At 34.7% G+C, this 26,403-nt stretch carries 18 protein-coding genes; all 18 read right to left on the bottom strand.

Going from position 1 to position 26,403, the window contains the following annotated elements; all coding sequences use genetic code 11:
- Nucleotides 1-13: 13 nt before the first annotated feature.
- Nucleotides 14-1,687 carry a glycoside hydrolase family 13 protein gene (locus ACHAJD_RS07345; protein ID WP_435585214.1) on the bottom strand — a complete coding sequence of 558 codons (1,674 nt, stop codon included), beginning with the start codon at nucleotides 1,685-1,687 and terminating at the stop codon, nucleotides 14-16.
- Nucleotides 1,687-3,036, bottom strand: coding sequence for an MFS transporter (locus ACHAJD_RS07340; RefSeq protein WP_435585213.1), 1,350 nt, complete (start codon nucleotides 3,034-3,036; stop codon nucleotides 1,687-1,689). The genes ACHAJD_RS07345 and ACHAJD_RS07340 overlap by 1 nt, the downstream gene beginning before the upstream one ends.
- 3 nt (nucleotides 3,037-3,039) lie before the next feature.
- Nucleotides 3,040-5,424, bottom strand: a complete 2,385-nt coding sequence (locus ACHAJD_RS07335; protein ID WP_435585212.1) for a beta-glucosidase — start codon at nucleotides 5,422-5,424, stop codon at nucleotides 3,040-3,042.
- A gap of 103 nt (nucleotides 5,425-5,527) precedes the next feature.
- Nucleotides 5,528-6,151, bottom strand: coding sequence for a peroxiredoxin family protein (locus ACHAJD_RS07330; protein ID WP_435585211.1), 624 nt, complete (start codon nucleotides 6,149-6,151; stop codon nucleotides 5,528-5,530).
- Nucleotides 6,126-7,025 carry a cytochrome c biogenesis CcdA family protein gene (locus tag ACHAJD_RS07325; protein ID WP_435585210.1) on the bottom strand — a complete coding sequence of 300 codons (900 nt, stop codon included), beginning with the start codon at nucleotides 7,023-7,025 and terminating at the stop codon, nucleotides 6,126-6,128. The genes ACHAJD_RS07330 and ACHAJD_RS07325 overlap by 26 nt, the downstream gene beginning before the upstream one ends.
- Nucleotides 7,026-7,046: 21 nt before the next feature.
- Nucleotides 7,047-7,922: a prolipoprotein diacylglyceryl transferase gene (lgt, locus tag ACHAJD_RS07320; RefSeq protein ID WP_435585209.1), complete on the bottom strand. Its 876-nt coding sequence runs from the start codon at nucleotides 7,920-7,922 to the stop codon at nucleotides 7,047-7,049.
- Nucleotides 7,923-8,085: 163 nt separating this feature from the next.
- The gene (locus ACHAJD_RS07315; RefSeq protein ID WP_435585208.1) at nucleotides 8,086-10,251 is read right to left on the bottom strand and encodes a glycoside hydrolase family 3 N-terminal domain-containing protein; all 2,166 of its coding nucleotides are present in this window, start codon (nucleotides 10,249-10,251) and stop codon (nucleotides 8,086-8,088) included.
- A 12-nt stretch (nucleotides 10,252-10,263) separates the two neighbouring features.
- Nucleotides 10,264-10,968 carry a glycoside hydrolase family 16 protein gene (locus ACHAJD_RS07310; RefSeq protein WP_435585207.1) on the bottom strand — a complete coding sequence of 235 codons (705 nt, stop codon included), beginning with the start codon at nucleotides 10,966-10,968 and terminating at the stop codon, nucleotides 10,264-10,266.
- 14 nt (nucleotides 10,969-10,982) lie between these two features.
- Nucleotides 10,983-11,999 (bottom strand): LacI family DNA-binding transcriptional regulator, encoded by a 1,017-nt coding sequence (locus ACHAJD_RS07305; protein ID WP_435585206.1) that lies wholly within the window; start codon nucleotides 11,997-11,999, stop codon nucleotides 10,983-10,985.
- Between the two features lies 1 nt (nucleotide 12,000).
- Nucleotides 12,001-13,557, bottom strand: coding sequence for a carbohydrate-binding protein (locus ACHAJD_RS07300; RefSeq protein ID WP_435585205.1), 1,557 nt, complete (start codon nucleotides 13,555-13,557; stop codon nucleotides 12,001-12,003).
- 6 nt (nucleotides 13,558-13,563) lie between these two features.
- Complete coding sequence (locus ACHAJD_RS07295) at nucleotides 13,564-14,541, bottom strand: carbohydrate ABC transporter permease (protein ID WP_435585204.1); 978 nt, start codon at nucleotides 14,539-14,541, stop codon at nucleotides 13,564-13,566.
- The gene (locus ACHAJD_RS07290) at nucleotides 14,538-15,641 is read right to left on the bottom strand and encodes a carbohydrate ABC transporter permease (protein WP_435585203.1); all 1,104 of its coding nucleotides are present in this window, start codon (nucleotides 15,639-15,641) and stop codon (nucleotides 14,538-14,540) included. Before ACHAJD_RS07290 ends, ACHAJD_RS07295 begins: the two co-directional genes overlap by 4 nt.
- Nucleotides 15,638-17,998, bottom strand: coding sequence for a DUF5696 domain-containing protein (locus ACHAJD_RS07285; protein WP_435585202.1), 2,361 nt, complete (start codon nucleotides 17,996-17,998; stop codon nucleotides 15,638-15,640). Before ACHAJD_RS07285 ends, ACHAJD_RS07290 begins: the two co-directional genes overlap by 4 nt.
- Entirely contained in the window at nucleotides 17,982-20,015 is a 2,034-nt protein-coding gene (locus ACHAJD_RS07280; RefSeq protein WP_435585201.1) for a hypothetical protein, read from the bottom strand. Before ACHAJD_RS07280 ends, ACHAJD_RS07285 begins: the two co-directional genes overlap by 17 nt.
- A complete protein-coding gene (locus tag ACHAJD_RS07275; RefSeq protein ID WP_435585200.1) occupies nucleotides 20,015-20,890 on the bottom strand; it encodes a carbohydrate ABC transporter permease in 876 nt (291 codons plus the stop codon). Before ACHAJD_RS07275 ends, ACHAJD_RS07280 begins: the two co-directional genes overlap by 1 nt.
- Before the next feature lie 11 nt (nucleotides 20,891-20,901).
- Complete coding sequence (locus tag ACHAJD_RS07270; RefSeq protein WP_435585199.1) at nucleotides 20,902-21,786, bottom strand: carbohydrate ABC transporter permease; 885 nt, start codon at nucleotides 21,784-21,786, stop codon at nucleotides 20,902-20,904.
- Nucleotides 21,779-24,730, bottom strand: coding sequence for an extracellular solute-binding protein (locus ACHAJD_RS07265; RefSeq protein WP_435585198.1), 2,952 nt, complete (start codon nucleotides 24,728-24,730; stop codon nucleotides 21,779-21,781). Before ACHAJD_RS07265 ends, ACHAJD_RS07270 begins: the two co-directional genes overlap by 8 nt.
- A 56-nt stretch (nucleotides 24,731-24,786) precedes the next feature.
- A complete protein-coding gene (locus ACHAJD_RS07260) occupies nucleotides 24,787-26,160 on the bottom strand; it encodes an ABC transporter substrate-binding protein (protein ID WP_435585197.1) in 1,374 nt (457 codons plus the stop codon).
- Nucleotides 26,161-26,403: the final 243 nt, after the last annotated feature.

The raw sequence follows: 26,403 nt of genomic DNA, 5'->3' as shown, positions 1-26,403 counted from the left end.
GTGAAATGACATCTTATTTTTTTGTCTTAAGCACTCTTTTTAAAATGATAGATTGATACGGTGTTAAACAAATAGATTTATTAAATGCATTATTTTCATTCGTGTTTACTAAACAATGAAAATCAAAATCTAACGCATTCGGTAGCTTTAACCGAACGGATTTACTAGAATGGTTGACGATAACTAGTAAGGTATCTTCCTTATGGGTACGTGTAAATACATATAGCAATTTATGCTTAACTAAGTAAGGTGTAAACATCCCGTAAACGAACGTTGGTTCTTCTTTTCTTAAGCGAATTAGTTTGCGATAATAGTGCATAATTGAATCTTGATCTTTTCCAGATTCTTCAACGTTAATCTCTTGATGATTTGGATTGACTTTTATCCAAGGAGACCCTTTTGTAAAACCTGCTTGACTCGCCTTTGACCATTGCATTGGTGTTCGTGCATTGTCTCTAGACATGTACTTTATTTTTTTCATCATGCGATTATGACTTAGTTTTAATGTTTTTCTTCCTAAACTATAAACAGAATGCGTTTCTATATCTTTATAGTCATTTAAATCATCAAAATAAGCATTAGTCATACCAATTTCCTGACCTTGATAAATGTATGGGATTCCTTTTAATGTAAAAAGTAACGTCGCTAGCATCTTAGCCGATTCTTTGTGAAAGGATTGATCATCACCAAATCTCGATACACTTCTAGGTTGATCGTGGTTTTCAAAATAAAGCGCATTTAAGCCTTGGTTTTCTAAAACTAATTGCCATTTATAAAGGATTGTTTTTAGTTTATGCGGTTTGAATTTTCTTAAAAACCATTTTAAATGATTATCGACACCCATATGCTCAAAGTGAAACACCATGTCTAACTCTTTACGCTCAGGAGCTACATATAACACAGCGTCATTTGGGGTTATAAAAACCGTTTCTCCTACTGTTATGGTTCCATATTTTTTAAAGATATCGCGGTTTAAATGTCTAAGAATTTTGTGGATATGTGGCCCATTTAAATAATGTTCTTGTCCGACTAACGCAATACGTGGTTTTCCATTGGGATACTGATCATTTTTTGAAAGTATGTTAATAACATCACAACGGAATCCATCGACACCAAGTTCTATCCAAAACTCAATTATCGATTTAATTTCAAAATAAACTTTTGGGTTTTCCCAGTTTAAATCTGGTTGTTTTTTGTGGAATAAATGAAGATACCATTCTTTTGTTACTTCATCATAAGACCATGCTTTTCCAGTGAAAAATGACGTCCAATTATTAGGTGGTTTATGCCCTTTTCCTTTACGCCATATATAAAAATCTCTTTTAGGATTATCTAAACTTTTTCTACTTTCTTTGAACCACGGATGCTCATCTGAGGTATGATTAATTACTAAGTCCATAATTAGTTTAATGTTATGTTTATGTAGTGTATCTATGAGTAAAACCATATCATCCATGGTGCCATAATCTGGATGAATGGCACAATAATCTGAGATATCATAACCATTATCAGCCATTGGTGATTGATAAACTGGTGATAACCATACTGCATTTATCCCTAGAGTAACTAAATAAGGAATTTTTTCAATAATCCCTTTTAAATCACCAATACCATCCCCGTTTGAGTCATAAAAACTCTTAGGATAGATTTGATAAACAACCAATGATTGTTTATCCTCGTAACTCATCACAATAAACCGCCACCTTTACGGGATGCAATTTCTAAAACATACTCTGATTGCATGGTTTCTGTAAAATTATACTTAAGCATCGGAATAATAGATAATAAACAGCCTATTGCAGGAAAGATTGTAACAAACATGAATATTATATTGAGCGTTGCTTGAGGAACCGTATCTGCAGGCATATTTTCGATATAACCACTCAAGGATAACGCAACTCCTAGTACAAAACTTGTTAAAGCACCGGTTAACTTAAAGAAGAATGTTTGTCCTGCAAAACATATCCCTTCAGCACGTTTCCCTGTTTTATATTCTAAGTAATCTACACTATCGGCAATCATAGATGTTTGCAATACATTAAAGAATCCCATCGAGAATGAGGTAATAAATAACATAACCACAAATAAGATGAAATTATCATAGCCCATAAAATACAGCATGATATACGTGATACCACCAAATAAACTAGTTCCGATAAAGACGTTTTTCTTACCATACCTTTTCGTTAAAAACGGTGTAATCATCATCGCAACAATCATAGAAACAATCAATACTGCGCCTAAGATAGAAAACATCCCTAAATCGAGTAAGTTATATTCGGCAAAAAACGGTCCTGCTACTTGGGCACTAAAACGCATAAACCCAAGTAAACTTGCGAATAAAATAAGCAGTAAAGGTTTATTTTGCTTAATAAGCCCAATATTATCCTTTAACGTGATTTTATCCGCACTGATTGATGTTCTTTCCTGCGTATTAAAAAACGCAAGGAAGAATAATATAGCCCCAATTACTGAGATAACGACTGCCGTTAAAAAATACCCTCTTGCGCGGTCATCTTTTCCAAAATATTCAATGAGTAATGGTGCCCCAACAATCACAAGTCCTGTCCCAATCATTGTCATAATACGTGTAAATGATATGAGTTTAGTCCGTTCAATTGAATCGTTACTCATTGCGGCAGATAATCCCCAATAAGGAACATCCCCAATCGTATAAATCATCCCCCACAAAATATAGGTTACGTAGATATAGATTAATTTAACGGTCATAGACGCATCAAACGAAGTAAATATGAGTATGGTTAAAATCATAATGGGTAATGGCGCAATGAGTAAATAAGGTCTTAATTTACCGTATCGGGTCTTTGTATTATCTACGATAGTACCCATTAAGATATCATTAAAGGCATCCCATGTTTTAGCCACCATAAACATTAATCCTGCAGCCCATCCCGGTACACCAAATACACTTGTATAAAACAAGAGTAAAAAAGACATTTGAAAGGCATAAATCATATTCTGACCAAACCCTGCAAATCCAAAAGATAATTTTTCTTTCCAACGTATTTTTTGCATTATTTACCTCTTAAGAATGAATTTTTTCATGCCTTTAACATAGCGATGATTCATAAAATGCACTAATCCTTCTGCCGTAGATAACCGTAGTTTACCTTGACTCATTGTAGCTAAACTTCTAAATGGAATGGTTTTTAGCATCGCTTCAATCATGAGATTACTTGTTGGATCATTTGTGAATTGCTTTTGCATCTCTTTTTCCACGCTTCGGACAATTATTCGCCCAATAAAGGATTTTTTTAGTTCATCTAGTGGCGTATTAATATTAATTTTTGTTGAAGCTTCGCTTTCTTTAAAATCTATAAATAAGGCTTTAAATGCTTCGCGGTTAAAATGGTTATTACTTATTGCTATATATTGATCTAATCGAGCATCTACTTTAGGCACTGGTGTTTTAGTATATTGGTTTGAAACGGATATGCTCTTTTCGAATTTAATGGCTTGACTTGATGCACCAACCATTATTTTGTACACCCCTTCTTCAATTTCAAAACGACTTGTTTCTCGATTAAAATAGGCAAAGTCATCAAAAGAAAGAGCAATTTTTATGGTTTCAGTTTGGCTGGGTTTAAGTGTGACTTTTTCGAAACCTCTTAGTTTTTTTACTTCTCTATATATCTTTGAATCTTTCATCCCAACATACACTTGTGCAACTTCTTTTCCTTCATGTAAACCAGTATTCGTGACATCAAAAGACACTATTATAGTATCTAAATCAGTTATTGTCTTTTTAGACAATTTAAAATTAGAATAGTCAAATGTTGTATAACTTAATCCATACCCAAATGGAAATAGAACTGATGTGTTTGTTTTATCGTAATATCGGTATCCAACATAGATACTTTCATAGTATTCTTCCTTGTGAGCTAGTTTACCATACGTGTGTGCGGCCGGTGTATCTTCTAACGCTATTGGGTAAGTTTCTGCAAGTTTACCACTGGGATTGATATCCCCGTATAATAAGCTTAAAATCGCTTCATCACCTGCTTGTCCTGGGAGGTAAGCATTTAGTAAAGCATCGACATTACTTAACCATGGCATTTCCACGGGACTACCCCCTAATAAAACCGCTACGATTTTTTTACCAGCTTTTTTTAACTCGATTAGTAGATCAATTTGATTTTGAGGGAGTGCCATGTGTGATCGATCAAAACCTTCAGACTCAAAACTTTCAGGTAGACCGATACAAACAATAACTTGCTCAAATTTTTTCACCTGTTCAATCAGGGTAGCTAAATAATCAGTATTCGGTTCATAACCATCAAGATGATACCCCTTTATGTAGTGACTATTCTTATTTATATTTAGCTGTGCTTTAACTAGATTGGGTTTATGCGTTGGATTAATTCTAGAACTCCCTGCGCCTTGAAATCTAAATGATTCTGCTAAAGCGCCTATAATGACAGTTGTTTTTTTCTTTTCTAAGGGTAAAACATTATCATTTTTTAAAAGTACCATAGATTCAGCAGCAACTTTTTTAGCAAATACGTGATCACTGTTTAAGTCAATTTCATTAATAACATCTTGTTTCTTATCAATAAACTCAAGCAAACGTTTAATCGTTTCATTAAGCGTGCGTTCTGATAGTTCTTTTTTCTTAATTGCACGAATGATTCTTTCATCATTTTCACCATTTGATGAAGGCATTTCTAAATCAAGACCAGCTTTAAGACCTAAGACACGATTGTTCGTAGCGCCCCAGTCAGAAATAACGACTCCTTTATACCCCCAATTGTTACGGAGTATTTCTGTTAATAAGTGTCTATTTTCAGCGGCATATACTCCGTTCAACTTGTTATAAGAGCACATAACGGTGTATGGGTTAGACTCTGTAATAGCAATTCTAAATGCTTCTAAATATATTTCGTGCAAAGCACGTTCATCGACTATACTATCAATGGTCATTCTATAATTTTCTTGGTTGTTTGCAGCAAAGTGTTTAATAGAAGCGCCTACCCCAGTTGATTGCACGCCTTGTATCCATGAAGCGGCCATTTTTCCACTTAGATAAGGGTCTTCAGAAAAATATTCGAAATTACGTCCACAAAGTGGTGAACGTTTAATATTAACCCCTGGTCCTAACACAATAAAAACACCTTCATTAAGAGCGTGATCACCAATCTTTTTACCGACTTCTGCAATTAAATCTTTATCAAAACTTGAAGCCAATGTAACAGCCGTTGGAAAACAAACAGCCTGTACAGATTCGTTCATCGCAATACCCGTTGATCCTGTTTTTTCTTTTCTTAATCCATGTGGGCCATCTGTCATCATGATGCTAGGAATATTTAACCGATTAACCGATTTTGTTTCCCACAAATTTTTTCCACTACAAAGAGATGCTTTTTCTAAAACAGTTATTTTATTTAATATGTCATTTATATTCATTACAATCCCCCACTCATAGATTTATTATACCGTTTTTTATTTTAAATGCGTAGGAGAACCTAGATATTTTTAAAAATAAAAAACTTAGGCATTAAGCCTAAGTTTAGTCAATTCTATCTTTTATAATATCTGAGATTAACACTTCGATTGGCACATACATTGTATATTCTGGCGCACCACCATAATCTGCACGCCAAACTATTTTACCGTTTTCATCTACTAAAATAAATGAATGTCCATTATAGTTTGAACCCATCATCCCATATAAATTTGTAGTATAGGTGTTTGAAACTTGTACGGAAGCATCTGATAATACTTCACTACTTATACGTTCAAGATGTACTTTTTGTGCAAGAGGAAGTAGTGGATCTGTTGTTATAGTGATTATTCTATCTATACCTATATTTTCAAACTTTTTCAAGTCATCTTCAATGTGTTGTAGCTGCACCCAACATGCTTGACACATGACCCCTTCTTGAAAATAAAGTAGCACCGTTTCACCTAAGTAGTCACTTAATGAAACCACTTCACCTTTGATTGATGGTAATGTAAAATCAGGAGCCATTGCCCCTGGGCCAGGGCTACCAACGTCAAATCGTACAGACCCAGCTAGTAATGTTTTATTGTTTGCTCTATAGTAAATATTTACAAGGGTTAACACGGATAACATGACAAGTAAAATTACAACGATATTTGGTGATTTAAACTTCGTTTTCTTTTTTTTCACAACATGATTCCTCACTCTCACTAAATAGATTAACTGTAATTCTTATAGCTTTATAAACAACAAGTACTACGACAAAAGCAATAAGCCAATTAGGTACAAACTCAATCCAGTTTGTGACTGTTTTACCAAATCGTTGCATAAATAAGGCCCACTGATATTGCCAATCACTTGGTTGTGCCATAGTATCTTCAGTAAATCCTAAGTATATGGCATATCCTCCCATTAAACTTAGTAATACTCCCGTTGCTAACGCGGTTGATGATATTGTTTTTTTAATAGGTCCAAGTTTATATTCAATGGATCTCACTTTCAATATTTTCATTTTATCTTGTCCATATTTCCTATAAATAACCGTCAATATTAACAATGGAATAACCATCCCAAGTACATAGGCTAGCCCGAGTAACATAACTGCAATAAAAGAATTAGTAAATGTGCTTAATGCAATAAGACCTAGTAATACTGGAGCACAACATGAACTAGTAATCCCTGAAAATACCCCTAGACTGTATATACCTAACGGTCCTTTACGATTACTGATTCTTCTAGCTGGCATCGGTAAGTGAAGTTCTCCACCTAACAACACGAAACCAGCTAGTAAAATCATCATACTTCCACCAACTAGATAAATAATCATATGTTGCGTATTAATTAAACCTACTAAGTAGGAAGCACCCATTATAATTGGTAGAATAATCGTCGCTATACCGAATGCAAAAATGGTAGTAAACCCTACTAGTGTCCGCTTATTATGAGCGGCACCAGAAATATAAGAAGGCAACATAACCGAAATACAACAAGGGGCTAAAAGTGCAATAAAACCTGAAACGAATGCAGCTAAGATTGATCCACCGAGTAAAAAATTAATGTCCATAACTCTTCTCCTTCTTCATGATTAATAACGCTCATTATACAAAGGTCTATGTAAATAGCGATTAGCAAGCAAAATTAGAATTCCCAGTATAATTGATATAATACTTATGACTTGTGCAATTCTTATTGTAGAGTTCCATATTAGTAAAGCATCAGTTCTTAATATCTCAACGAAAAAACGACCAATTCCGTACCATATTAAGTATATGCCTATTAAATCACCTGATCTTAAATACTTGGTTCTTCTAAGAACTAATAATACAATCAGTCCAATCAGATTCCATATAGATTCATATAAAAACGTTGGATGATAGTAAGCATTATTTGCCAAATAAGAACTCCCATACATTTGATTCACGATAAATTCAGGAAGTTTTAATGTACTACTTAAAAAACTTCTTTGTGAATCAAGCGTCAAATTAGGATTTCCAATAGCATCTATACCACCAATAATACCCCCATGTGCTTCTTGATTAAAGAAATTTCCCCATCTCCCCATTGCTTGTCCAATAAGAAGTCCTGGTGCTAATAAGTCTGTTAACTTCAAAAAGTCTATCCCTTTTCTCTTTGCAAAAATATACGTACTAATAACCGCAACAATTACCCCCCCATGGATTGCTAAACCAGCAAACGGGAAGAAGTGTCTAAAATTGTGCGCACCATCAAACATAATGTACCATAATCTTGCACCTAAAAGAGATAATGGTAAAATAATTATTAAACCATCTGTAATAATGTTGTGGTTAACGCCAATGCGTTTACCTTCTTTTATACCTAAATACAACGCCATTAAAATTCCAATTAAAATCATAATTGCGTATTTATATATTACAACCGGTCCAAAATTGATGAATATTGGATTTAGTGGTTGATATATATGATTTACTACTAAAATCATAAATGCACCTCCAATCTTTTCTACAATACGCTACAATTATGAAGTAAGTGTGAAATTTCTATATATTACTAATTCACACAAATAAATATATATTAGTTAATAATTTTTAATCATTTCTATCATAAAAATGTAAAAAATAAAAAAAAGGACACAAATCGTGTCCTTAGGTATCTAATATTTTAACTTTTTCTTCGATTTTTTTGGCCGATGATGAACCGACTTTAACCTTGTAGTTGTGCGCTTCAGCGGTAAAATTCATATCAATATTATACGCTCTAAAATCGTTTGAAGTTAATGTGAATGTAATAGTCTTAATCTCGTGTGGATTGAATTTTTCCTTTTTAAATGCTTTTAATTCATCCACAGGTCTCGAAACTGAAAAATTTTCAGCTTCTATATAAAGTTGAACAATTTCTTCAGCTTTATATTCTGAATCATTAGTTATGGTAACTTCAGCTTTTAGTTCTTGATTTTTTTGTAGCTCTTTTTTATCAAGTTTCAAATCTGTATAGATGAACGTTCCATATGAGAGTCCAAATCCAAATGGATATAGCGGATCATTTGGCGCATCGATGTAACGAGAGTTATATCGATAATTTGGTCTTAAAGGATCAAGTGGTCTTCCTGTATTGTAATGATTATAATAAATTGGAATTTGTCCCTCATGATAAGGGAATGTCATTGTTAGTTTTCCGCTTGGACTTGATTTTCCTGTATACAGGTTAAATAATCCTGTTCCAGTCATAGTCCCAGGTTGATATGCATACATAACTGCGTCTGCCCTGTTTGCATAATCTGTGATTATCAATGGTCTTCCTGCAAAAATCGTTAAAACGATGTTTTTATTTAAACGGTTAACTTTATTAAACAGTCGTTTTTGTTTTTCACCTAGATAGATTTTTGTTTTACTATTACCTTCACCTGCATGAGAACCAGGTTCTCCTAATGCTATAATAACTGTTTTAATTTCCGGGTAATTTTTTAAATCATCAATATTTGCATCATCGAAATATTCAAATGGATAATTGTTTTGGATAAAGGCATCTTTGATGGTTATTACATCATCTTTTTTACATAGTGCAGCCCATTCACCAATAACATCTTTCGAATCAATATAAGGGCCAACAAGCGCAACTTTTTCATTAGATTTAAGTGGAAGCACTTGGTCATTTTTAAGCATAACAACACTTTTTTCCACGGCCTCAATTGCAATATTTTTAGTAGACTCTAATAACATATATTGCTCACTGTTTGGATAAAAGTTTCTATAAGGATCATCAAATAAACCTAATTTAACTTTCAAAATTAACATATGCATAACTGCTACATCTAAATCTTTTTCGGAAATCTTTCGTTCTTCTACTAAACTTTCTAAATGTGTGATATAGGTTCTTGATACCATTTCATGCTCAAGCCCTGCATTAAAGCATTGTAGCGCTGCATCTTTTTCATCTATAGCTACTTTATGAGCAATAATTTCTTCGGTGGACGTATAATCTGATATAACGACACCATTAAAGTTCATTTCATCTCTTAAGATGTCTTTTAATAATTCTTTATTTGCAGTAGCTGGACGATCAAAAATAGTATTAAATGAAGTCATAAGCATACTTACACCTTCATCAACTGCAGCCTTAAATGGTGGTAATACCATATTATAAAAAACACGTTTTGAAATATCCACTGTATTATATTCACGTCCGGCTTCTGCGAATCCATAGCCCGCAAAGTGTTTCACACAACCCGCAACTGCGTTTTTATTTGATAACGAATCTTGTTCATAACCTCTCACATACGCTTTAGCAAGACAACTAGATAAATATGGGTCTTCTCCGTTACTTTCCATTACACGACCCCATCTTGGGTCTCTAACTAAATCCACCATTGGTGAAAAAGTAAGATGAATACCTGCATGACTAGTTTCAAAAGCCACTGCTTTTGAAATACGTTCAACAAGGTCAGTATCCCATGAGTTAGATAACGCTAAATTCGTTGGAAACGCGGTTTTAAATCCATGAATTACATCAAACATGAATATGAGTGGGATACCTAATCGTGATTCTTCTACGGCAATCTTTTGTAGATTGAAAAGCGTGTCTTCGTTATGAACACTTAATACTGAGCCTACTAAACCTGCTTTAATTTCATCGATAGTCCCCGTTGAATCAAAAGCATGTCCAGTAATTATATTTGAAAAATAAGGCGCTTGATATAACTGCCCTATTTTTTCTTTTATGGTCATTTTTTCTAAAATACTTTGTGCATAAATTTTAGCTTCTTGCGTGCTGTAATCCTTAAGTGGTTTGTGTACTATATTTTCAAATGTCATCATAATCCTCACTTATTGATATATTTTTATATCTTTTACAATAAATTGTTGAGGGAAGTTTTGAAAATCCACTGGGCCCCCAAGCCCTCCGCCAATAGCTAAATTGATAATTAAATAAAATTCATCATCGTTAAAAGGCCATCCCTTATGCGATTCGTCCCAACCATCTTTACCTTTTTCGTAAGCAACTAATAACTCATCATTTAAGTAATAGCTTATAAGATTTTCTTCCCAAAGAAGGGTGAATTTCTGAAAGTTATTGGTTAATCCTTCAACATGTTTTCTAAAGTAATAATACTTTTCCTGACGGTGATTATATGCCTCGGTGTGTAAACATAAATACAAATGATCTAGATCTTTTGCCGTGTGTTCCATAATGTCAATTTCGCCACTTCTTGGCCAACCACCATGAATGGTGTTTTGACTCATCATCCATAAAGCTGGCCAAGTCCCTTTACCATTTGGTACTTTAGCGATAATATCAATTTTTCCATATTTAAATGAAAACTTATTTTTAGTATTTATTCTTGTGCTTTCAATAATTCCGTTTGTGTTTGTTGCTTGAATGACTAATCCATTATCAAAAAAATGATTCTCAGGTTTATTTACATAACGCTGAATCTCGTTATTAGCCCACTTATCACCGACTTCAATATTCCAGTCATTTAAATCTAAGGCATTCATGTTTGTAAAATCAAAATGTTTAATTAATTTCATTGTGTACTCCTTTTTTAATGTAATACTCGGGTACTTTCTCCAGTGATTAAAAAAGTATCTACGGTGATTGTTTCGCCAATTTCACTTGTATCTCTATTATCGATTAATTGCATAACTTTTCGTGCTGCAATCTCACCCATTTTACGGGCATCCTGTCTAATAGTAGTTAGTCTTGGTGTAATTAATTGTCCTAAATCAATACCGTCAAATCCAACTAAAGAATAATCTTGCGGCACTTTTTTTCCCGCTTCTTTAATGGCTTGAATAGCCCCAATTGCAAGTAAGTCAGACGCACAAAAAATAGCTGTTGGTTGTTCTGGAAGTTTGAGGATTTTTTTCATTGCGCGGTAACCATCTTCTTTCGAGAAATATTCACCAGAAACCAAAAATTCATCTCTTAATGGTAGGCCGCTATGAATCATCGATTGTTCAAATGCAAGCTTACGGGTTCCCCCAATATAAGTAGTTGAATCCCCATATATATGGGCGATTTTCTCATGGCCGATGCTCTTTAAATAAAGAACACCTTGGTTCATCGCTTCTTCATTATTCGAAGTAATCGTAATGCCATTAGGTACATTATAATCGATAATAACCAGCGGCATATTTGATTCGTAAAGTTCTAACATATCCTCGCTATTAAAGTCTTCACATAAAACTAAAATCCCATCGACTTGTTTGCGTTTTGCATGTTGAAGATAAGACCCATCAAGTTTCCCCATACTTTTTGCCAAAAACATAATATCATATCCACGAGATTCGACTAATCCTTTGAAACTTTCTAAAATTTTCGCGAAAAGGGGATGTTGAAGTCCTTGATTTGTTATTTCTTCAAAGATAATACCAATCGTATGAGAACGATGTGTTTTAAGCGAACGTGCTGAAAAATTAGGAATATAACCCATCTCACTACAAATTTTTAATATCTCTTCACGTGTTGCTTTAGAAATATCAGGATAATTATTTAACGCTTTTGATACTGTTGCAACACTAAACCCGGTTTTTTTTGAGATATCTTTGATCGTTACCATTTTACTCACCTACTTTTTCAAATTCAAAATGATTCAAATTGAACCCTCCTTGACTTGCTGTAAATCTAAATGTATAAATCCCTGGATTAAGGTTAAATGTATCACTTGTTACTGTTTCCCATGTTTGCCATCCTCCAGTTGCATCAAAGCTTGTCACAACAGTTGCGAAGCGATTAATGTGGGTCATCGTGATCTCACCGCCTGCAGTTTCGCTTGCAATACGGTAGTTTATGACATATTGTCCAGCTTCTTTAACTTCTAAAATGTATTCTAAATAGTCTCCCGTATCGATCCATGCCACATTTTCTCCCCCACCAATGTCTGTTGTAGGTTGTGTTTGAACACCTTGCATCGCGTCATAATCTTCTGCTTGGATGCGCGTAGTCACTTCTCTTACAGGTTTTGTTTCAATACTAATTGCGCGTTTTGGAGAACTGTTTCCGGCAAAATCAACGGCTTCAACTTCTATAACATGGGTACTACCAGAGGCTAGCCCTGTTACTAAGAAACCATTAACCGTGGTCGATCCATTTAATTCACCATTCGAATATATATTATAATGCGAAACCATCACATCATCAAGAGCGTGTGTCCATTTGAATCGTGCTGAGTTATGGGTTGTAAATTGCTCTACTAGTCCTGTAATCATTTCTGGTGGACTTTGGTCTAATCCTGCATAGTCTTTTTGAAAGACTCTTACAAACTCAATTTGCATTTCAGTTGGGAAGGCATCAGAATCTATTCCGCGTGCACCGCCCCAATCTCCACCAACCGCTAAATTTAATATTAGATGGAATCTTTCATCAAACGGCCAAGCTGCTGAATTTGCGATGTTTCTATTTAAATCTGGGTTATAACCGAAAATTGCGAAACGTTCTCCGTCAATAAACAGTTCAATACGCCCAGGTTCCCAGATCATTTCATATAGATGAAATTCAGTTTCAACCGTAGGTACAGTTCTTCTATACCCTAATTGTGTGCCTAAATTATGATTATAAGCGCCTGTATGTATTGTCCCGTGAACAATACCAGGGTCATAGCCAACATACTCCATAATATCAATTTCACCACTATGTGGCCAGTTGCCATAGACCCAGTCTGTCGGCAACATCCAAATTGCTGGCCATGTGCCTTTCCCTGATGGCATTTTAGCCATGACTTGAATGCGACCATATAACCAATCACCGCGGTATTTACTTACTAGTCTAGCACTTGTATATTCGCGCCCACCCATTGTTTCTGGAATCGCACGAATGGTTAAAACACCATCTTCTACAAAGGCATTGTTTAATGCATTTGTATAATATTGAAGTTCGTTATTACCCCAACCACCGCCACCAATATCATAACCCCATAAATCAGGATTAGGGTGACCGTCTTCATCAAACTCATCACACCATACGGGTTGCCAGTCATCAATGTTTTCTAAATGCTCACATCGATCTGGGACAAGCGATCTTGGATCATAGTCATTTGGGATGATATCGGGTGTTTTATTCGTACATGCAGCTAAAATAAAGACTAAAAAACTGCTTAATATTAATTTATATAATTTCATAAAAATCTACTCTCCAGTAATACCTGTTTTGTCGATACTTTCAACGAAATAACGTTGCGTGAAGAAATAAAGCACTAAAAGTGGTAATAATGCTAAAATATTTCCTGCTAGTTTCGCAGCCTGCATGAGCTCTCTAGCACGAGACCCTTCTGGATAAATGCTTGTATAGTTATTAATAAATGATTCTACCCTTAAAGGGAGTGTTGACATCGTTGAACCTCTTAAGAATAATCCCGTTAAGTACGTCTCATTATAATACCATACAAAACTAAATAAGAAAACAATGATAATCGCTGGTACCGCTAGTGGTAGCGCGATTTTTGTGAACACTTTAAATGGGCTAGCCCCATCAAGTTGTGCACTTTCTTCTAAACTTTTCGGAATCATCCTAAAGAACGAATAAAAGATTAAAATGAAAATTGCGCCATTAAACCCTTGTCCTAAAATTGCTGGATAAACAAACGCTCTAATAGATCCTAGTAATCCGTATGATGCATACATTCTAAATGTTGGCATCATCGTTATTTGTGGTGGAATAATAAATGTCATGATCATTAAAATCATTAGTAATTTTTTTAAAGGAAAATCATATTTCGCAAACCCATATCCAATTAAGGCACTTGAGAATGTTGCGCTTAATGCAGGGACACCTGCTAAAATAATCGCATCTCTTAAAGCACGTGGATAATTGATTTCACGCCATACTATTTGATAATTTTCCCAGTTTAATCTGCTCGGAATCCATCTTACACTCACACTAATAATGTCACTCATTGTCATAAAGCTGTTAGTGACCATGTAAAGCATTGGATATAAGTATATATAACCTAAACTAATTAGTAATGCGTAAATTCCTAATTTGAAGATGAACCCATCAGTAAATTTCATTCCCATGAAGAAACGGCGTATATGCACTTTAAAACGGTGCATATCTTTATCTTTAAGCCCTAAATAAGCTTCTTTTAGCATCACGTGATATCTCATGCGCGCACCTTCTTCCTTCTAATCGTAATCAGACCGATAAACAGAATGATAATAAGCGACATCGCAACAAAATAAATCCAAGCAAGGGTTGCGCTATAGCCATATCCTGTTGTAAGTGCTGGGGTTGATTCACCAAGCATAACATTACGAATATAAATGATGACTTCATTCAAACTAAATACGCTCATTGATACAACCGTATAAATTAACGTAACACTTATTAAAGGCATAATTGAAGGTAACGTAATCTTCCAAAACGCTTCCCAAGGACTCGCCCCATCAATTTGTGCTGCTTCATAAACTTCTTTATCAATTTTTTGTAACGCAGCAAGTAAGATTAAAATCTGAATCCCTGCAAACCATAAGACTAAAAGAATCTGATCAAATAATGCTTGAATAGGACTGGCTAAAAAAGCCCCAACATTATTAATGATTAACTCAATAAATGAGTAATCCTCAATGGTTGGCAAAGTGGTTGCCCCCTGATTCATAAGTTCTGCAATGACTGGTCCTGAAGAAATAATAACGGGTAAGAAGAATACAGTACGCCAAGCCCCTTTACCCTTAATATCTTGATTAATTAACATTGCAATCACTAATGCAAATACAATGGTTACAGGCACATTTAATACTAATCTTAAAACATAATTAATCAATATTTCTACAAAATATGGATCTTGTAAAAATGCAGCCTGATAGTTTCCGAATCCAACAAAATCAAGTCTAATATCTGCACCTGCTAAACGGACTTTGAAGAAACTTAAATAAAGACTATAAAATACTGGATATAATGCAAAGATTATGTACCCAACAATCCATAATGAAATAAAGATATATCCTACAGTCATCTCACGACGTTTATTGGTAATCTTAATTTTAATGGCTTTAAAGAGTGTAATTGTTTTATTCTTTATTTTAAGTTTAAGATGAACATTTTTAAATAAGATAATATGTGAATGACTCACAAATAATATCGGATTATGAGTTAAAACATCAATCAGTTTACGCACATATCTAAAGAAGTATTTATCTAGTTTTTTATTAATTACTTCATAAATAGCCAACCACTTAAGTTTTAAACGTTTTAAACTATTTTTCATGATGACACCCCCTTAATCATATAATTATAAGGTCCAACAGAAATAATGCCATCTGTGTAACTTGATGAAGTATAGTTAACATAAATCGTAATTCCATTATCATAAGTCACTTCAGTTACACCCAGTGCTACTACACGACGGTTTACCATCGTAGCCCCTTGAATATATCTTAAAGCATCATTAATATAACGGTATTCTTCTAATACAGTTGTATGCCAACTACTAAACTGAGTTGCATAATAGTCTTCAATATCTGTCCCGTTTAATAAACTTGAACGTTGCGCAGTCAAAATAAATGATGGATTAATACCAAAATCTATTAACATAAGCATTTGTTCCTTCCCTAAACTGTTAAAGTTTAAGAACTCACTAAACATGGTAATATGCCCACTTAATACAGCGGGTAGAAGTGGGACTAAGTCATCAAAATACGTAAGTTGCGAATTGTATATTGGTGTATGATAAAAATCCGTTACGTATTGATAAGCATAAGCGTGTGGGTAATAGTAATGCCCAATACCATCATATAAATCCATAATTTCATTGTAATGTTCTGCGCTATTTTCTCTAATGAACACACCACGATCATAATATGAAAATAACATTGAACCAAGTGATTCAAACAATACATGAGCATTCACTTCTATGTAATCCTCATAATCACGTGTTGCAAACTTTAAACTCGATTCAGGATAGAGTAAGTAGCGTGCACTATATACACAACGATTGCATGTGTTTTCAAGCTTAAATCTATTCACACCCTGAGCCACATCATTACGGTAACTTACTCGACTTGTTCCATTAGTAGATCTTATATAGTTATTGACTAACATCACTTGATTTTCCTCGTTAATATGGTCAATAAGTGATTCAAAATCACGGTTACTTCCAGCGCTTCGTTCAAAATTAACCGGACTAGGTAACTGTCCTGAATAGCCACCTTTGTTCCATCCAAGGAGTGAAACACGTTGATTAGTTAATCCTTCACTCATAAAGTAATCATACATTTGTCTAACTTCTTCTGTTGTAGACATCGTCACAATACTTGTCCCAATAAACTGTGTTTTAGAATCTGTCATTAAATATTGTAAGTGAATAGGAATCATTTCTTCTGTTTGAGTAATGCGTTCTAAGATGCCCTGACTTACTAACATTTCTTGGTAACGTCTTCCAATACCGACATAATTCGCATCATCTCCGCTTAAGAAATCATAACGAACTGTGACATCCGATTCACTCGCTTTAACAATACGTAAAGCGCCCCCGGTTCCATCACTCGTAAAACTTTGTCGGTAAATCTGTTTATAATCAAATTTAGTAAAAATTAAATTGTATTTTAAGTTGGCTGCCCCGTTTGGGAATGCAAGTAAACGCGCACTAAACGCCCCTTCTTCAACAACACCGATAAACGCATGTTGATTAACCCCATGTACCGCGCCAAAAATTGGCATCGATAATGGATAACTTGTCACTGACATACGTGTGGTTTGAACTCCAGGATTTGTTCCATAAAAACGTTCTTCAAATGGGGTTAAATATTTACCTTCTTTATCATCATAACGAATTAAAGCCCCAACGCCGTCTGGGATAACCATATAACCAGGTATTAAGTCCATTTCTGTTGCACCAAGACCTGGAAAAACTATTAAACTTGATAACTGAACAAACTCAGGATTCCCTTCAAAAATACTATCATAAGGAATATGCGCAACAATCCCTGTTTCAGTTAAACTAACTTCAAATCTAAATCCGAAATCAACTTGTGTAAACCCGAAATTAATCATTTGTTCTAAGGTATAACGTCCTTCTAAATAATCTTCATAAAAGCGTGAGCAGTTTCTAGTTGCACAAAAACCACCTACATGAATATCAAAGATAAGTTTATTTCCTACTGTGCTAATATCAATATCCGCTTCTGCTTCATTTAACCCAACATTTTGTCTTAATGAATAATTTTGACTAATATTGATGTATTCAAATCCGATAATACTAGAAAGCAGTGCGGTATAAGTCCCGGCATTTGGGTCATCTATTGAAGAACTCCAAACATAACCTGTTGCTTTATTAAGGACTTTAATAATTAACGTTTCATTTTGTAAATATAGGGCAAATTGATCGTTTTCAAACTGTAATATATCTTCATCATGTAAATCAATATACAGTGCAGGATCTACTGTCCTTAAATCTTCTTCACGAGAAAAACGAGAGGAAGATAATTTTAGATTTTCAACAAAAGGACTCATCGAAGGGGTGAAATTGTGTTCACTACGTGCATCATGTGTTTGTGCATTTGCAATCATAAACGTTGCAAGACCAATCACACTTAAAACCATTAAACGTTTAAGTATTTGTAACACGATAAAACACCTCCAATACCAAGTCTTTAATTAATATAAATAATTCATTTAATAATATGTATACGATAAATAATCCTAATAACATCATCGCCATTGTAAAGGCTGATATTACAATTGACTGGATCGTTTCTTTAACATTATAAAAATGCGTTTCTTTTACCATAAAGAAGAAATAAAGAACCGTTACGCCAATACTTATCGTTGTCACAAATGTCACAATAAATGCTTCGTTGTAAGTTAAACCATTTGAGATAATCGTGATAACAGGAAGCATTAAGAAATAAGGTGCTAACGAATAAACGGTTGTGATGTACACATCTTTTAAACGCCCTTCACCCTCACGAATCGTTCCAATTAAGAAATTACAAAATACCCATAATATCACTGGTAAAACAACTTTAACTAATTCTTCTACAATGTTAATACTATCTAAATGTCTAAAGTTAAACAAGAAATTCAAATTATAAATATAGTAAATATAAAGCATAAAATAAATGGCAAGAAGTACAGTCACTGAATACGCACTTACTTGGTTTCTTCGCTTAATAAAATACGAGGCATCCGCTGGATTTTTTAGATAAGTAAATAAATATAAAATATCGTCAATAACCTTAACTTTATCGCGAATTTTTCTAATTCCTTTTTTAATAGGATTCATCATAAAGTGTGTAAAATTCACTTTCATATTAATAACAAATCCAATCAGTAAAATGAAAAATCCTGCAACACCGACACCGGCATTAGCGAGTAACCATTCATTTCTTACTTCCCAAAACGCATCACTATAACCTGCTCTATCATAGGCAATATAATATTCTTCTAATGCCTCATCATAGCGGTTTAAGCTAAAATAAGCATTCCCAAGACCGCGATGCGCTAAATCAAAGAAATCATTCATTTTAAGGACTTCTTCCCAAGGACCTTGCGAAGCAATATAGTTCCCATCTTGATAAGATGCAAGTGCTTGATGCACTAAGTTTGTAAATTCTGTTGGGACAAATATTTTAATTTCTCCCGAGGCTCTATCTAATGTATAAATCGTATTAGTACTATCAACAGCAATTCCTGCTGGTGTATTAAATAATCCTTGAATCTGATTACTAATATCTTGGCCTCCAAAAGCAAATAGTAAATTACCTTCACGGTCATATTCATAAATCATTCCACTACGTGTAATGGTATAAATATTACCAATAGGACCAACAAATATATCAACTAAATCGGGTGCGTTTAACATCTCAGGCAGTAAATTACCACCACTGATATTTAATCGTTTAACCCCTTGTCCTTCAACACCTAAACTAGAGGTGTGAATTAGCCCTCTTTGATCAATTGCAATATTTGAAATTTCAGGTGGACTTAAGTTAAATAACCTTGCACGTTGCGCTTCAGTAAAGAAAATAAATTGAAGAACTGTACGCAGGGTTGGTTGAATGGTATTGGTTCCAAAGTATCCTAAGAATTCGCCATCATTACTAAACTGAGCTAATCCTCTTGTCCCTAAATTTAAAATGTATACATTCCCACGAGGATCACTTACTATCTTTCTTGGTTGAAAATCTTCACTACCAAATAAAGGTGAGGTTGGTCGTGTATAGGTTTGTAAAATATTGCCATCATGGTCAAGTTTATAAGCAATTTGACCTAAACGATCGGCGACATAAATATCGCCATTATCGTTTGCAAACACCCCGGTAGGGTTATTTAAGAAGCCTTCACCTACGGTATAGGCTTCTTCAGTTTTTAAATCAAATACAATGATTTTTCCCCCTGTTGGGGTGTTTGTTGTGATATACATGACATCGTTTGGTGTAATGTGGATATCGGTTGGTTCATCTAAGCTAATGCCACCAACAAATCTAGTTTGTGCCACAGGCACATACGCTGTTTGTGTTCTTACTAATCGATTATTACTTACAGTAAATGTGTTATATCGCACACCTGTTTCTGCTTTAACCTCCGTGCCGAAAGCGAGGAACAGTGTAACAAGTAAGAATCCAAATAAAACTTTTTTCATTACTTGATACCTGAATGCGCCATGGTATTCATGACTTTACTTTGCAAGAAGATAAACATCACTATGTTCGGCACAAACATAATGAGTGAGGCTGCAGCCATCATTCCTTGTCCAGCTACTGGATTTCCTTGAAGTGTGGCTAAGGTTGAAAAGTAAAAACTTAATGTTTTCATTGATTCATCATTAATGTATAAACTAGAACCTACAACATCATTCCAAATCAGTTGGAACGATAAAATTCCTACGGTCGCAATCGCAGGCATAATTATAGGAAATACTATTTTTAAGAAGATTTGCATTTCACTCGCCCCGTCAATTTTTGCACTTTCAATGACTTCATTTGGGGTTTGATCAATAAACTGTTTTACTAAGAATAGTCCAACCGGTATCGCAATTAACGGAAGGATTAAAACTAAGTAATTATCAATTAAACCAAGTCTTGAAATTGTTAAATAACGTGGAATTGTTACGGCAATTGGCACAAACATTAATGCTAATGTATTGATTTCAAATAATAGTTTTTTCCCTTTGAATTTTAATTTAGATAAGGCATAAGCTGCCATTGATGTAACCATAATACTTAAAAATACCCCTACAACCGTTACTAAAATACTGTTAAATAAATAACGACTAAATGGTATCCCAGAATCTGCAGCTGTTCGCACTAAGTTTCTGAAGTTTGCTAGTGTTGGTACACGGACAAAAAACCTAGGTGGGTAGGCAAATAGTTCATTTGTAGGCTTAAAAGCATGAGATACGATAAATAAAATCGGTAACCCTACGAATAAAGCCATTGGTATTAAAATCATATAAAATTTAATCTGACTACGGTGAAAACGTTTCGGATTAATCTTCATTCCACTAAAACTCGCCATCGTAAACCCTCCTAATCCTTTTCGCCAAGTAAGCTAAATGTGACCTTACTAATTGAATATATCATGATGAGTAATACAACACTAATTGCACTTGCATAACCCATTAAATAACGAATAAATCCAAAATCTTCAATATGGTTAACCATAAGTTGTCCTGCGTATTGTGGGGTTGGATTGGCACCAGATAACTGAACCCCAATCGCTCCAACTTGGAACGTTCCAACTACAGCCATAACCGCACCAAACAACATCTGTGGTTTCATTGAAGGGATGGTGATGTAAAATATTTCTTGCCAACGGTTTCTTAATCCGTCAACATACGCTGCTTCATATAAGGATTGATCAATATTTAAAATACCCGCAAGCATCGCTAAGAACCCGACCCCCATACTTCCCCAAAGAGAGACTAATATCATTATATTCATTAGGTATTGTGGAGAAGTCAAAAACTGAATGGGTTCTTGAATTAATCCCCAGTTGATGAGCCAAGCATTTAAATAACCTGTTGCATTACCAGAAAAGAGTACGGTCCAAACAACCCCCATGGCAATCCCTGCAGTCATTGAAGGACTATATAGAATAATCGCAAATATTGTTCTTGGTCTATGCGGAATTTGTGCTAACATCCACGCTAAGATAAAACTCATCATATATCCAATTGGTCCAACTATAAAGGCAAACTTAATGGTATTTGGTAGAACATATTGCATAAACACTTCATCACGGGTTAACAACTCAATATAATTTCTTAACCCAACATATTCTGGTGTTTGAATGGTATTAAAATAGGTAAAAGATAACAATATTGCAATGATAACTGGAATTATAATGAAAATAACAAACATCGTAACATAAGGCACTAAAAACCATGCCGGATTATTCATTCTTCTAATCATTGCCATGCTCCTTTAACCACTCGTGGATATTATAAATTGTTGGAACGCGGTATGGTCTAATAACAACACCATTTTCAACATACCCAAACTCTTCCATACGATATAATATTTCACGATTCGCAATTTTTACTGCATTATCAAGTGTTACACGTGGATTTGCATCATCAAAGACAATACGATTCCAAGCATTAGATAGTTCACGTTCTACCATATAAGCACCAGGAATACGTGAGGCTTCAATCGCATATTCCCATTGCGCTAAAATAACATCGATATGATGCGCAGGTAGTGGTAACTGTGCAAAGGCTTCTAAGTTCGCAGTATTCCATAAGAACTCAGTTCCATAAGTTGTTTGTAAACGTGTTGCAAACCTTACCTGTACATCTGTTGACATCCACCATGAAACAAAGTCCCATGCTTCTTGTGGTTTATTTGTACTAGACATAATCATTGTCGATTGTGCCCCACTTGCTGCATATCTAACAACTTCACCATCTGGCATTCTAACCCCTGGGTGCGGTGCAATTTCCCATTTACCTGCAATCTCAGGTGCTGCAATGGTTAATTGTAAATACGTTCCTAAATCACCAATCCCTATTGGTAATAAACCATTTCTAAAATGGTTATAAAAACTTGGCACTTCTTTTGGAATATTATAAATGGTAAATAGTTCTGTCATCATTTGAATACCTTGAAGATTTTCTTCACTATTTATTTGTGTTTGCATGCCATCATCAGTGTATAAATCCCCACCAAATTGATAAATAAACGGAATGGTTACAACAAATGGTTTGAACCCTCTAAACTGAGAAATTGGTTGGAAATAATTAAGTCCATATCGTTGCATCTCAGGTAAAATCTCAATGACTTCATCCCATGTATCTGGTACAGGAATATTAAGTGATTCCATAATATCTGTACGGTAGAAAGTTACCCAAAAGTTTTGAGTTAGTGGTAACCCAAACATCCCGTCTTCAAACACATAAGGAATCATAACACCAGGTGCGAAATGACTAACGACTTCTTCATACCCTTCAAACTGTCTTAAATCTAAGCTAGCGCCACGTATCGCAAACTCATAAGGTAACCAGTGGTTAACCCCTAAAGCGATATCAGGTGCACGCCCAGCAGCATTCGCTAAAATAAGTTTATTTTCATCTGGCATGACTGATAACTGAACAGGAACCCCTGTTTGTGCGGTGAACTCACTATCAATAATTTGTTGCATAATTTCAACATATTGACGCGGATAATTTATCCAAATTTCTAATGTTTCATCATCAACATCAGTAATTTGATAATCGTTAGTTGTAAATGATAAGACGAATCGTCTTACCGATTCAAACGTTCTTGTAAAAACATTCGCGCGCGCTCTAGGTAAACGATCACTACCAGTAATATAAAGCGCTTCAATATCTAATCCTTGTTCTAAAAATACTTGTGCGGTTGAGCCTAAAAGTTGCGCAGTTGATGCATCGCCATCAGCAAGTAATAACATTTTATTTGGTATATCATTAATATCATCTTTTAGTTCGTTTAATTGATTAATAGCTAAACGAATATTTGTGAGTTCTCCAGGATTATTATGATAACTATAATCACTTAAGACCTCATCTAGTTCAACAAGTGTATTTACCCAACGTTCAAGTCTTTCTGCTATATCAGGAATATAGGTTTCTAAACGCCATGTACGGTAACGGTCACTTGTATTTCCTGTTAATTTTTTAATTTCTAAACTTAAATCCGTAATCTCTGACATAATTGTTACAACATTCTCATAGGCTTCACGGTAAGGTTCTAACACGACACGCATGCTAATCGTATTAGCTCCAGCATTTAAATAAAACATATAATTATCAATACCATCACCTAACATGACATTTTCATATTCGTTAGAATAATGAAATGGCACCATACGCATGGCATCAAACGGAATTTCGTTATTAATACGAATTTCTCTAAAAACTGGCATTTGTTGTAAGTAATTTTGTCTTACTTTGAATCCTAAATGATAAAAACCAGCTTCTTCTACATTAACAGTAAATGTTAAGGTATCATTTCCTTTTCTAAAACTATAACCATCAATCGCATTTAATCTTAAATAACGAGTATCATAACTCGTTGATGATGGGTCACGCTCACTACGTAAGCGTGTAGAAGGATTGGTTTTCGAAGTGAACGATTCTGCGCCAATTACATAAGTTGCATCAACTTTAGCAGCACCATTAGCGTGCATGCTTAAATAGTCTTCATAACTTGGTAAAGTTTGAGGACTTTTTATGGTTATATGTTGCATCACAAATTCACCACGTAGGTGAACAATTTCTATTGTGTTTAATCCAGCCTCTAGTTTAAATAAAAGCGGATCTGCATGTAACCCTGTTGATTCATATAAAAAACTTGTTAGTAATTGATTGTTTTTGATTGAATTGGGTAAAACTTCGTTTCCATAACGATCTACTGGAAACTCATCGATACTAAATACCCACTCGGTTGGTAAATCAATGATGTTTGAAGCGTCGTGTTGATACGCACCATTAATTTTGACTCCGATTCTATTGCTTAAAATACTTGGTCCAATATCAAGCTGACCTAGTGCGATATGATAAGTTCCTGCTTGTGCGACATCAACTTCAATCGTTAGTGTATTATTGTTTTCAAACAAAAACACATCACCTGTTAATCCATAAATCTCTCCACTAATTACATTGGTTGTAAGTTCGTTTATCGTTTTATGAATTTCTACATCATGATACGTGATATCCCAAGTTCTTAATACACTTTGATAACGTGTTTGATTCGTAGATATCGACTCAATACGTGTTGGGTCAATAAGGACGGTATCGCGTAGTCTTGTATTAAGTGCTAAATAGATCACACCAATTAATCCAATCAATATAACAATGATGAGTTTTGGGTTTGCAAGTTTATTTAATTTGTTCATTCATCTCACCTCGAAAACCATTAAAGCTTGATGGGTTACATCAAGCTTTAACTAGTTTAGTTTAAATATTCATCTAAAGCTTCTTGTATAAGTTCATTCAGTTTTGCTTCCCACTCAGCCGCAAAGACTTCAGGGGTAATTAATCCTGCACCAATACGTGTCCAGTAATCATTGTCATCACTTTCTACCCATTCCCAGAATGCTTTATAACCTGGTAACCATTTATCTACATCTGGTTTTGAGAATTCGAATAATTCAACGCTTTCACGAACACCTTCTATATAATCAACAAAATTTTCTGCTCTTTCCCAAATTTCAGGATAATCTGCAACAGGGAAACGATCTAAGTATAAATCTCCACGGTTTTCCATTACGTCTAAACGTACTTCCCAACCACGGCGACCAAATGTCATCCATTTAGCAAGTAAATAAGCTTCCTCAGGATGTTCTGTTTGGCTTGATACAACTGCATAATCTAAAATTGTTGGTGGGAATTGTCCTGCAGCTCCACCTGGATAAGGCCAGAATCCTACTTCAAATCCGTAGTCTTCAAACATAACATCAACCATCCATAAGTTCCATGAACCGTCAATACTCATTGCAGTATAACCAGCAAGCCACGGCCATACATCACCAATAACTGCCATTTCTTCAGGTGTATGTTGTGCAACAACACCTTGTGCCCATAAATCTAGTTTAGCATTATAAGCATCAATCCACATTGGTGTATTAAAATGGAATCTTTCACCGTCAAAGGTTTGATATCCAACATCTTCAAAATCTTGTGTTGGCCAAATTGCTTCAAAGTCTAAATCTCCAAACCATGGATCAATTGCATAAACAAAGTCATTTTGTCCTGCTTGACGAATTTGAATTGCTAGTGCTACAAATTCATCATAGGTCCAGTCTTTTTCAGGAATTGGAATATTATAATAATCTAAAAGGGTTAAGTTAATATAAATCCCTTTAATAAACTGGAATGAAGGGACTGCATAACGACGCCCATTATAGACTGCAGTTTCTGCAATATTCGGATACACTAATTCTGTATCTGGGTCATTATCCCAGTATTCGGTAATATCCATAATCATCCCATTTGATAATCCTGTAGGAACGTTGTCTATCGCAAATACATCAGGTAATACACCTGCAGCTTGCGCATTTAATAAGTTTGCGGTGAACTCTCCACCAGCACCAGTAATATCACGACGTAAATCAACTGTAATGTGTGGATACTCTAACATAAATGCATCAATGAGGGCTTGGTTAACTTCTTGATTTCCCCAGTCAGCATATGAAAGAGAAATGTTTTTAACATTGCCACCACCATTGCCACCGTTACCACCGTTTGGATCAGGTTCACTATCACGACATGCTGCTAAAGCAAATGTTAACAACATGAGCATTGTAAGCATTAAAATTTTCTTCATAATTTCTTCCTTTCTAAATAAATTAACTTAAGTTGAGCTTGTTAGGGCGTTTTGAATAAGCCCTAACTGCCCAACAAAAAGATTGAACTGCTTTACATTAATTATATCAATTATTATGTTATTTGAATCTTTATTTAAGCAACTTCAGCAAGTGAAAAATCACCATTTACGATTAGTTCTGCGTCTACATAATCTAGATCTACTAATACCTCAATTAAAACGTTATCTAAGATAAATTGTCCG

This window comes from Liberiplasma polymorphum (genome assembly GCF_043951795.1).
GTDB classification, from domain to species: Bacteria; Bacillota_I; Bacilli_A; order Izemoplasmatales; family Izemoplasmataceae; genus Liberiplasma; species Liberiplasma polymorphum.
This window is presented reverse-complemented; position numbering and strand designations above follow the sequence as displayed.

Coding starts and splice junctions, on each gene's coding strand:
- ACHAJD_RS07345 (WP_435585214.1), bottom strand. CDS start 1,687: ATGAGTTACGAGGATAAACAATCATTGGTTGTTTATCAAATCTATCCT.
- ACHAJD_RS07340 (WP_435585213.1), bottom strand. CDS start 3,036: ATGCAAAAAATACGTTGGAAAGAAAAATTATCTTTTGGATTTGCAGGG.
- ACHAJD_RS07335 (WP_435585212.1), bottom strand. CDS start 5,424: ATGAATATAAATGACATATTAAATAAAATAACTGTTTTAGAAAAAGCA.
- ACHAJD_RS07325 (WP_435585210.1), bottom strand. CDS start 7,025: ATGGACATTAATTTTTTACTCGGTGGATCAATCTTAGCTGCATTCGTT.
- lgt (WP_435585209.1), bottom strand. CDS start 7,922: ATGATTTTAGTAGTAAATCATATATATCAACCACTAAATCCAATATTC.
- ACHAJD_RS07315 (WP_435585208.1), bottom strand. CDS start 10,251: ATGACATTTGAAAATATAGTACACAAACCACTTAAGGATTACAGCACG.
- ACHAJD_RS07310 (WP_435585207.1), bottom strand. CDS start 10,968: ATGAAATTAATTAAACATTTTGATTTTACAAACATGAATGCCTTAGAT.
- ACHAJD_RS07305 (WP_435585206.1), bottom strand. CDS start 11,999: ATGGTAACGATCAAAGATATCTCAAAAAAAACCGGGTTTAGTGTTGCA.
- ACHAJD_RS07300 (WP_435585205.1), bottom strand. CDS start 13,557: ATGAAATTATATAAATTAATATTAAGCAGTTTTTTAGTCTTTATTTTA.
- ACHAJD_RS07295 (WP_435585204.1), bottom strand. CDS start 14,541: ATGAGATATCACGTGATGCTAAAAGAAGCTTATTTAGGGCTTAAAGAT.
- ACHAJD_RS07290 (WP_435585203.1), bottom strand. CDS start 15,641: ATGAAAAATAGTTTAAAACGTTTAAAACTTAAGTGGTTGGCTATTTAT.
- ACHAJD_RS07280 (WP_435585201.1), bottom strand. CDS start 20,015: ATGAAAAAAGTTTTATTTGGATTCTTACTTGTTACACTGTTCCTCGCT.
- ACHAJD_RS07275 (WP_435585200.1), bottom strand. CDS start 20,890: ATGGCGAGTTTTAGTGGAATGAAGATTAATCCGAAACGTTTTCACCGT.
- ACHAJD_RS07270 (WP_435585199.1), bottom strand. CDS start 21,786: ATGATTAGAAGAATGAATAATCCGGCATGGTTTTTAGTGCCTTATGTT.
- ACHAJD_RS07265 (WP_435585198.1), bottom strand. CDS start 24,730: ATGAACAAATTAAATAAACTTGCAAACCCAAAACTCATCATTGTTATA.
- ACHAJD_RS07260 (WP_435585197.1), bottom strand. CDS start 26,160: ATGAAGAAAATTTTAATGCTTACAATGCTCATGTTGTTAACATTTGCT.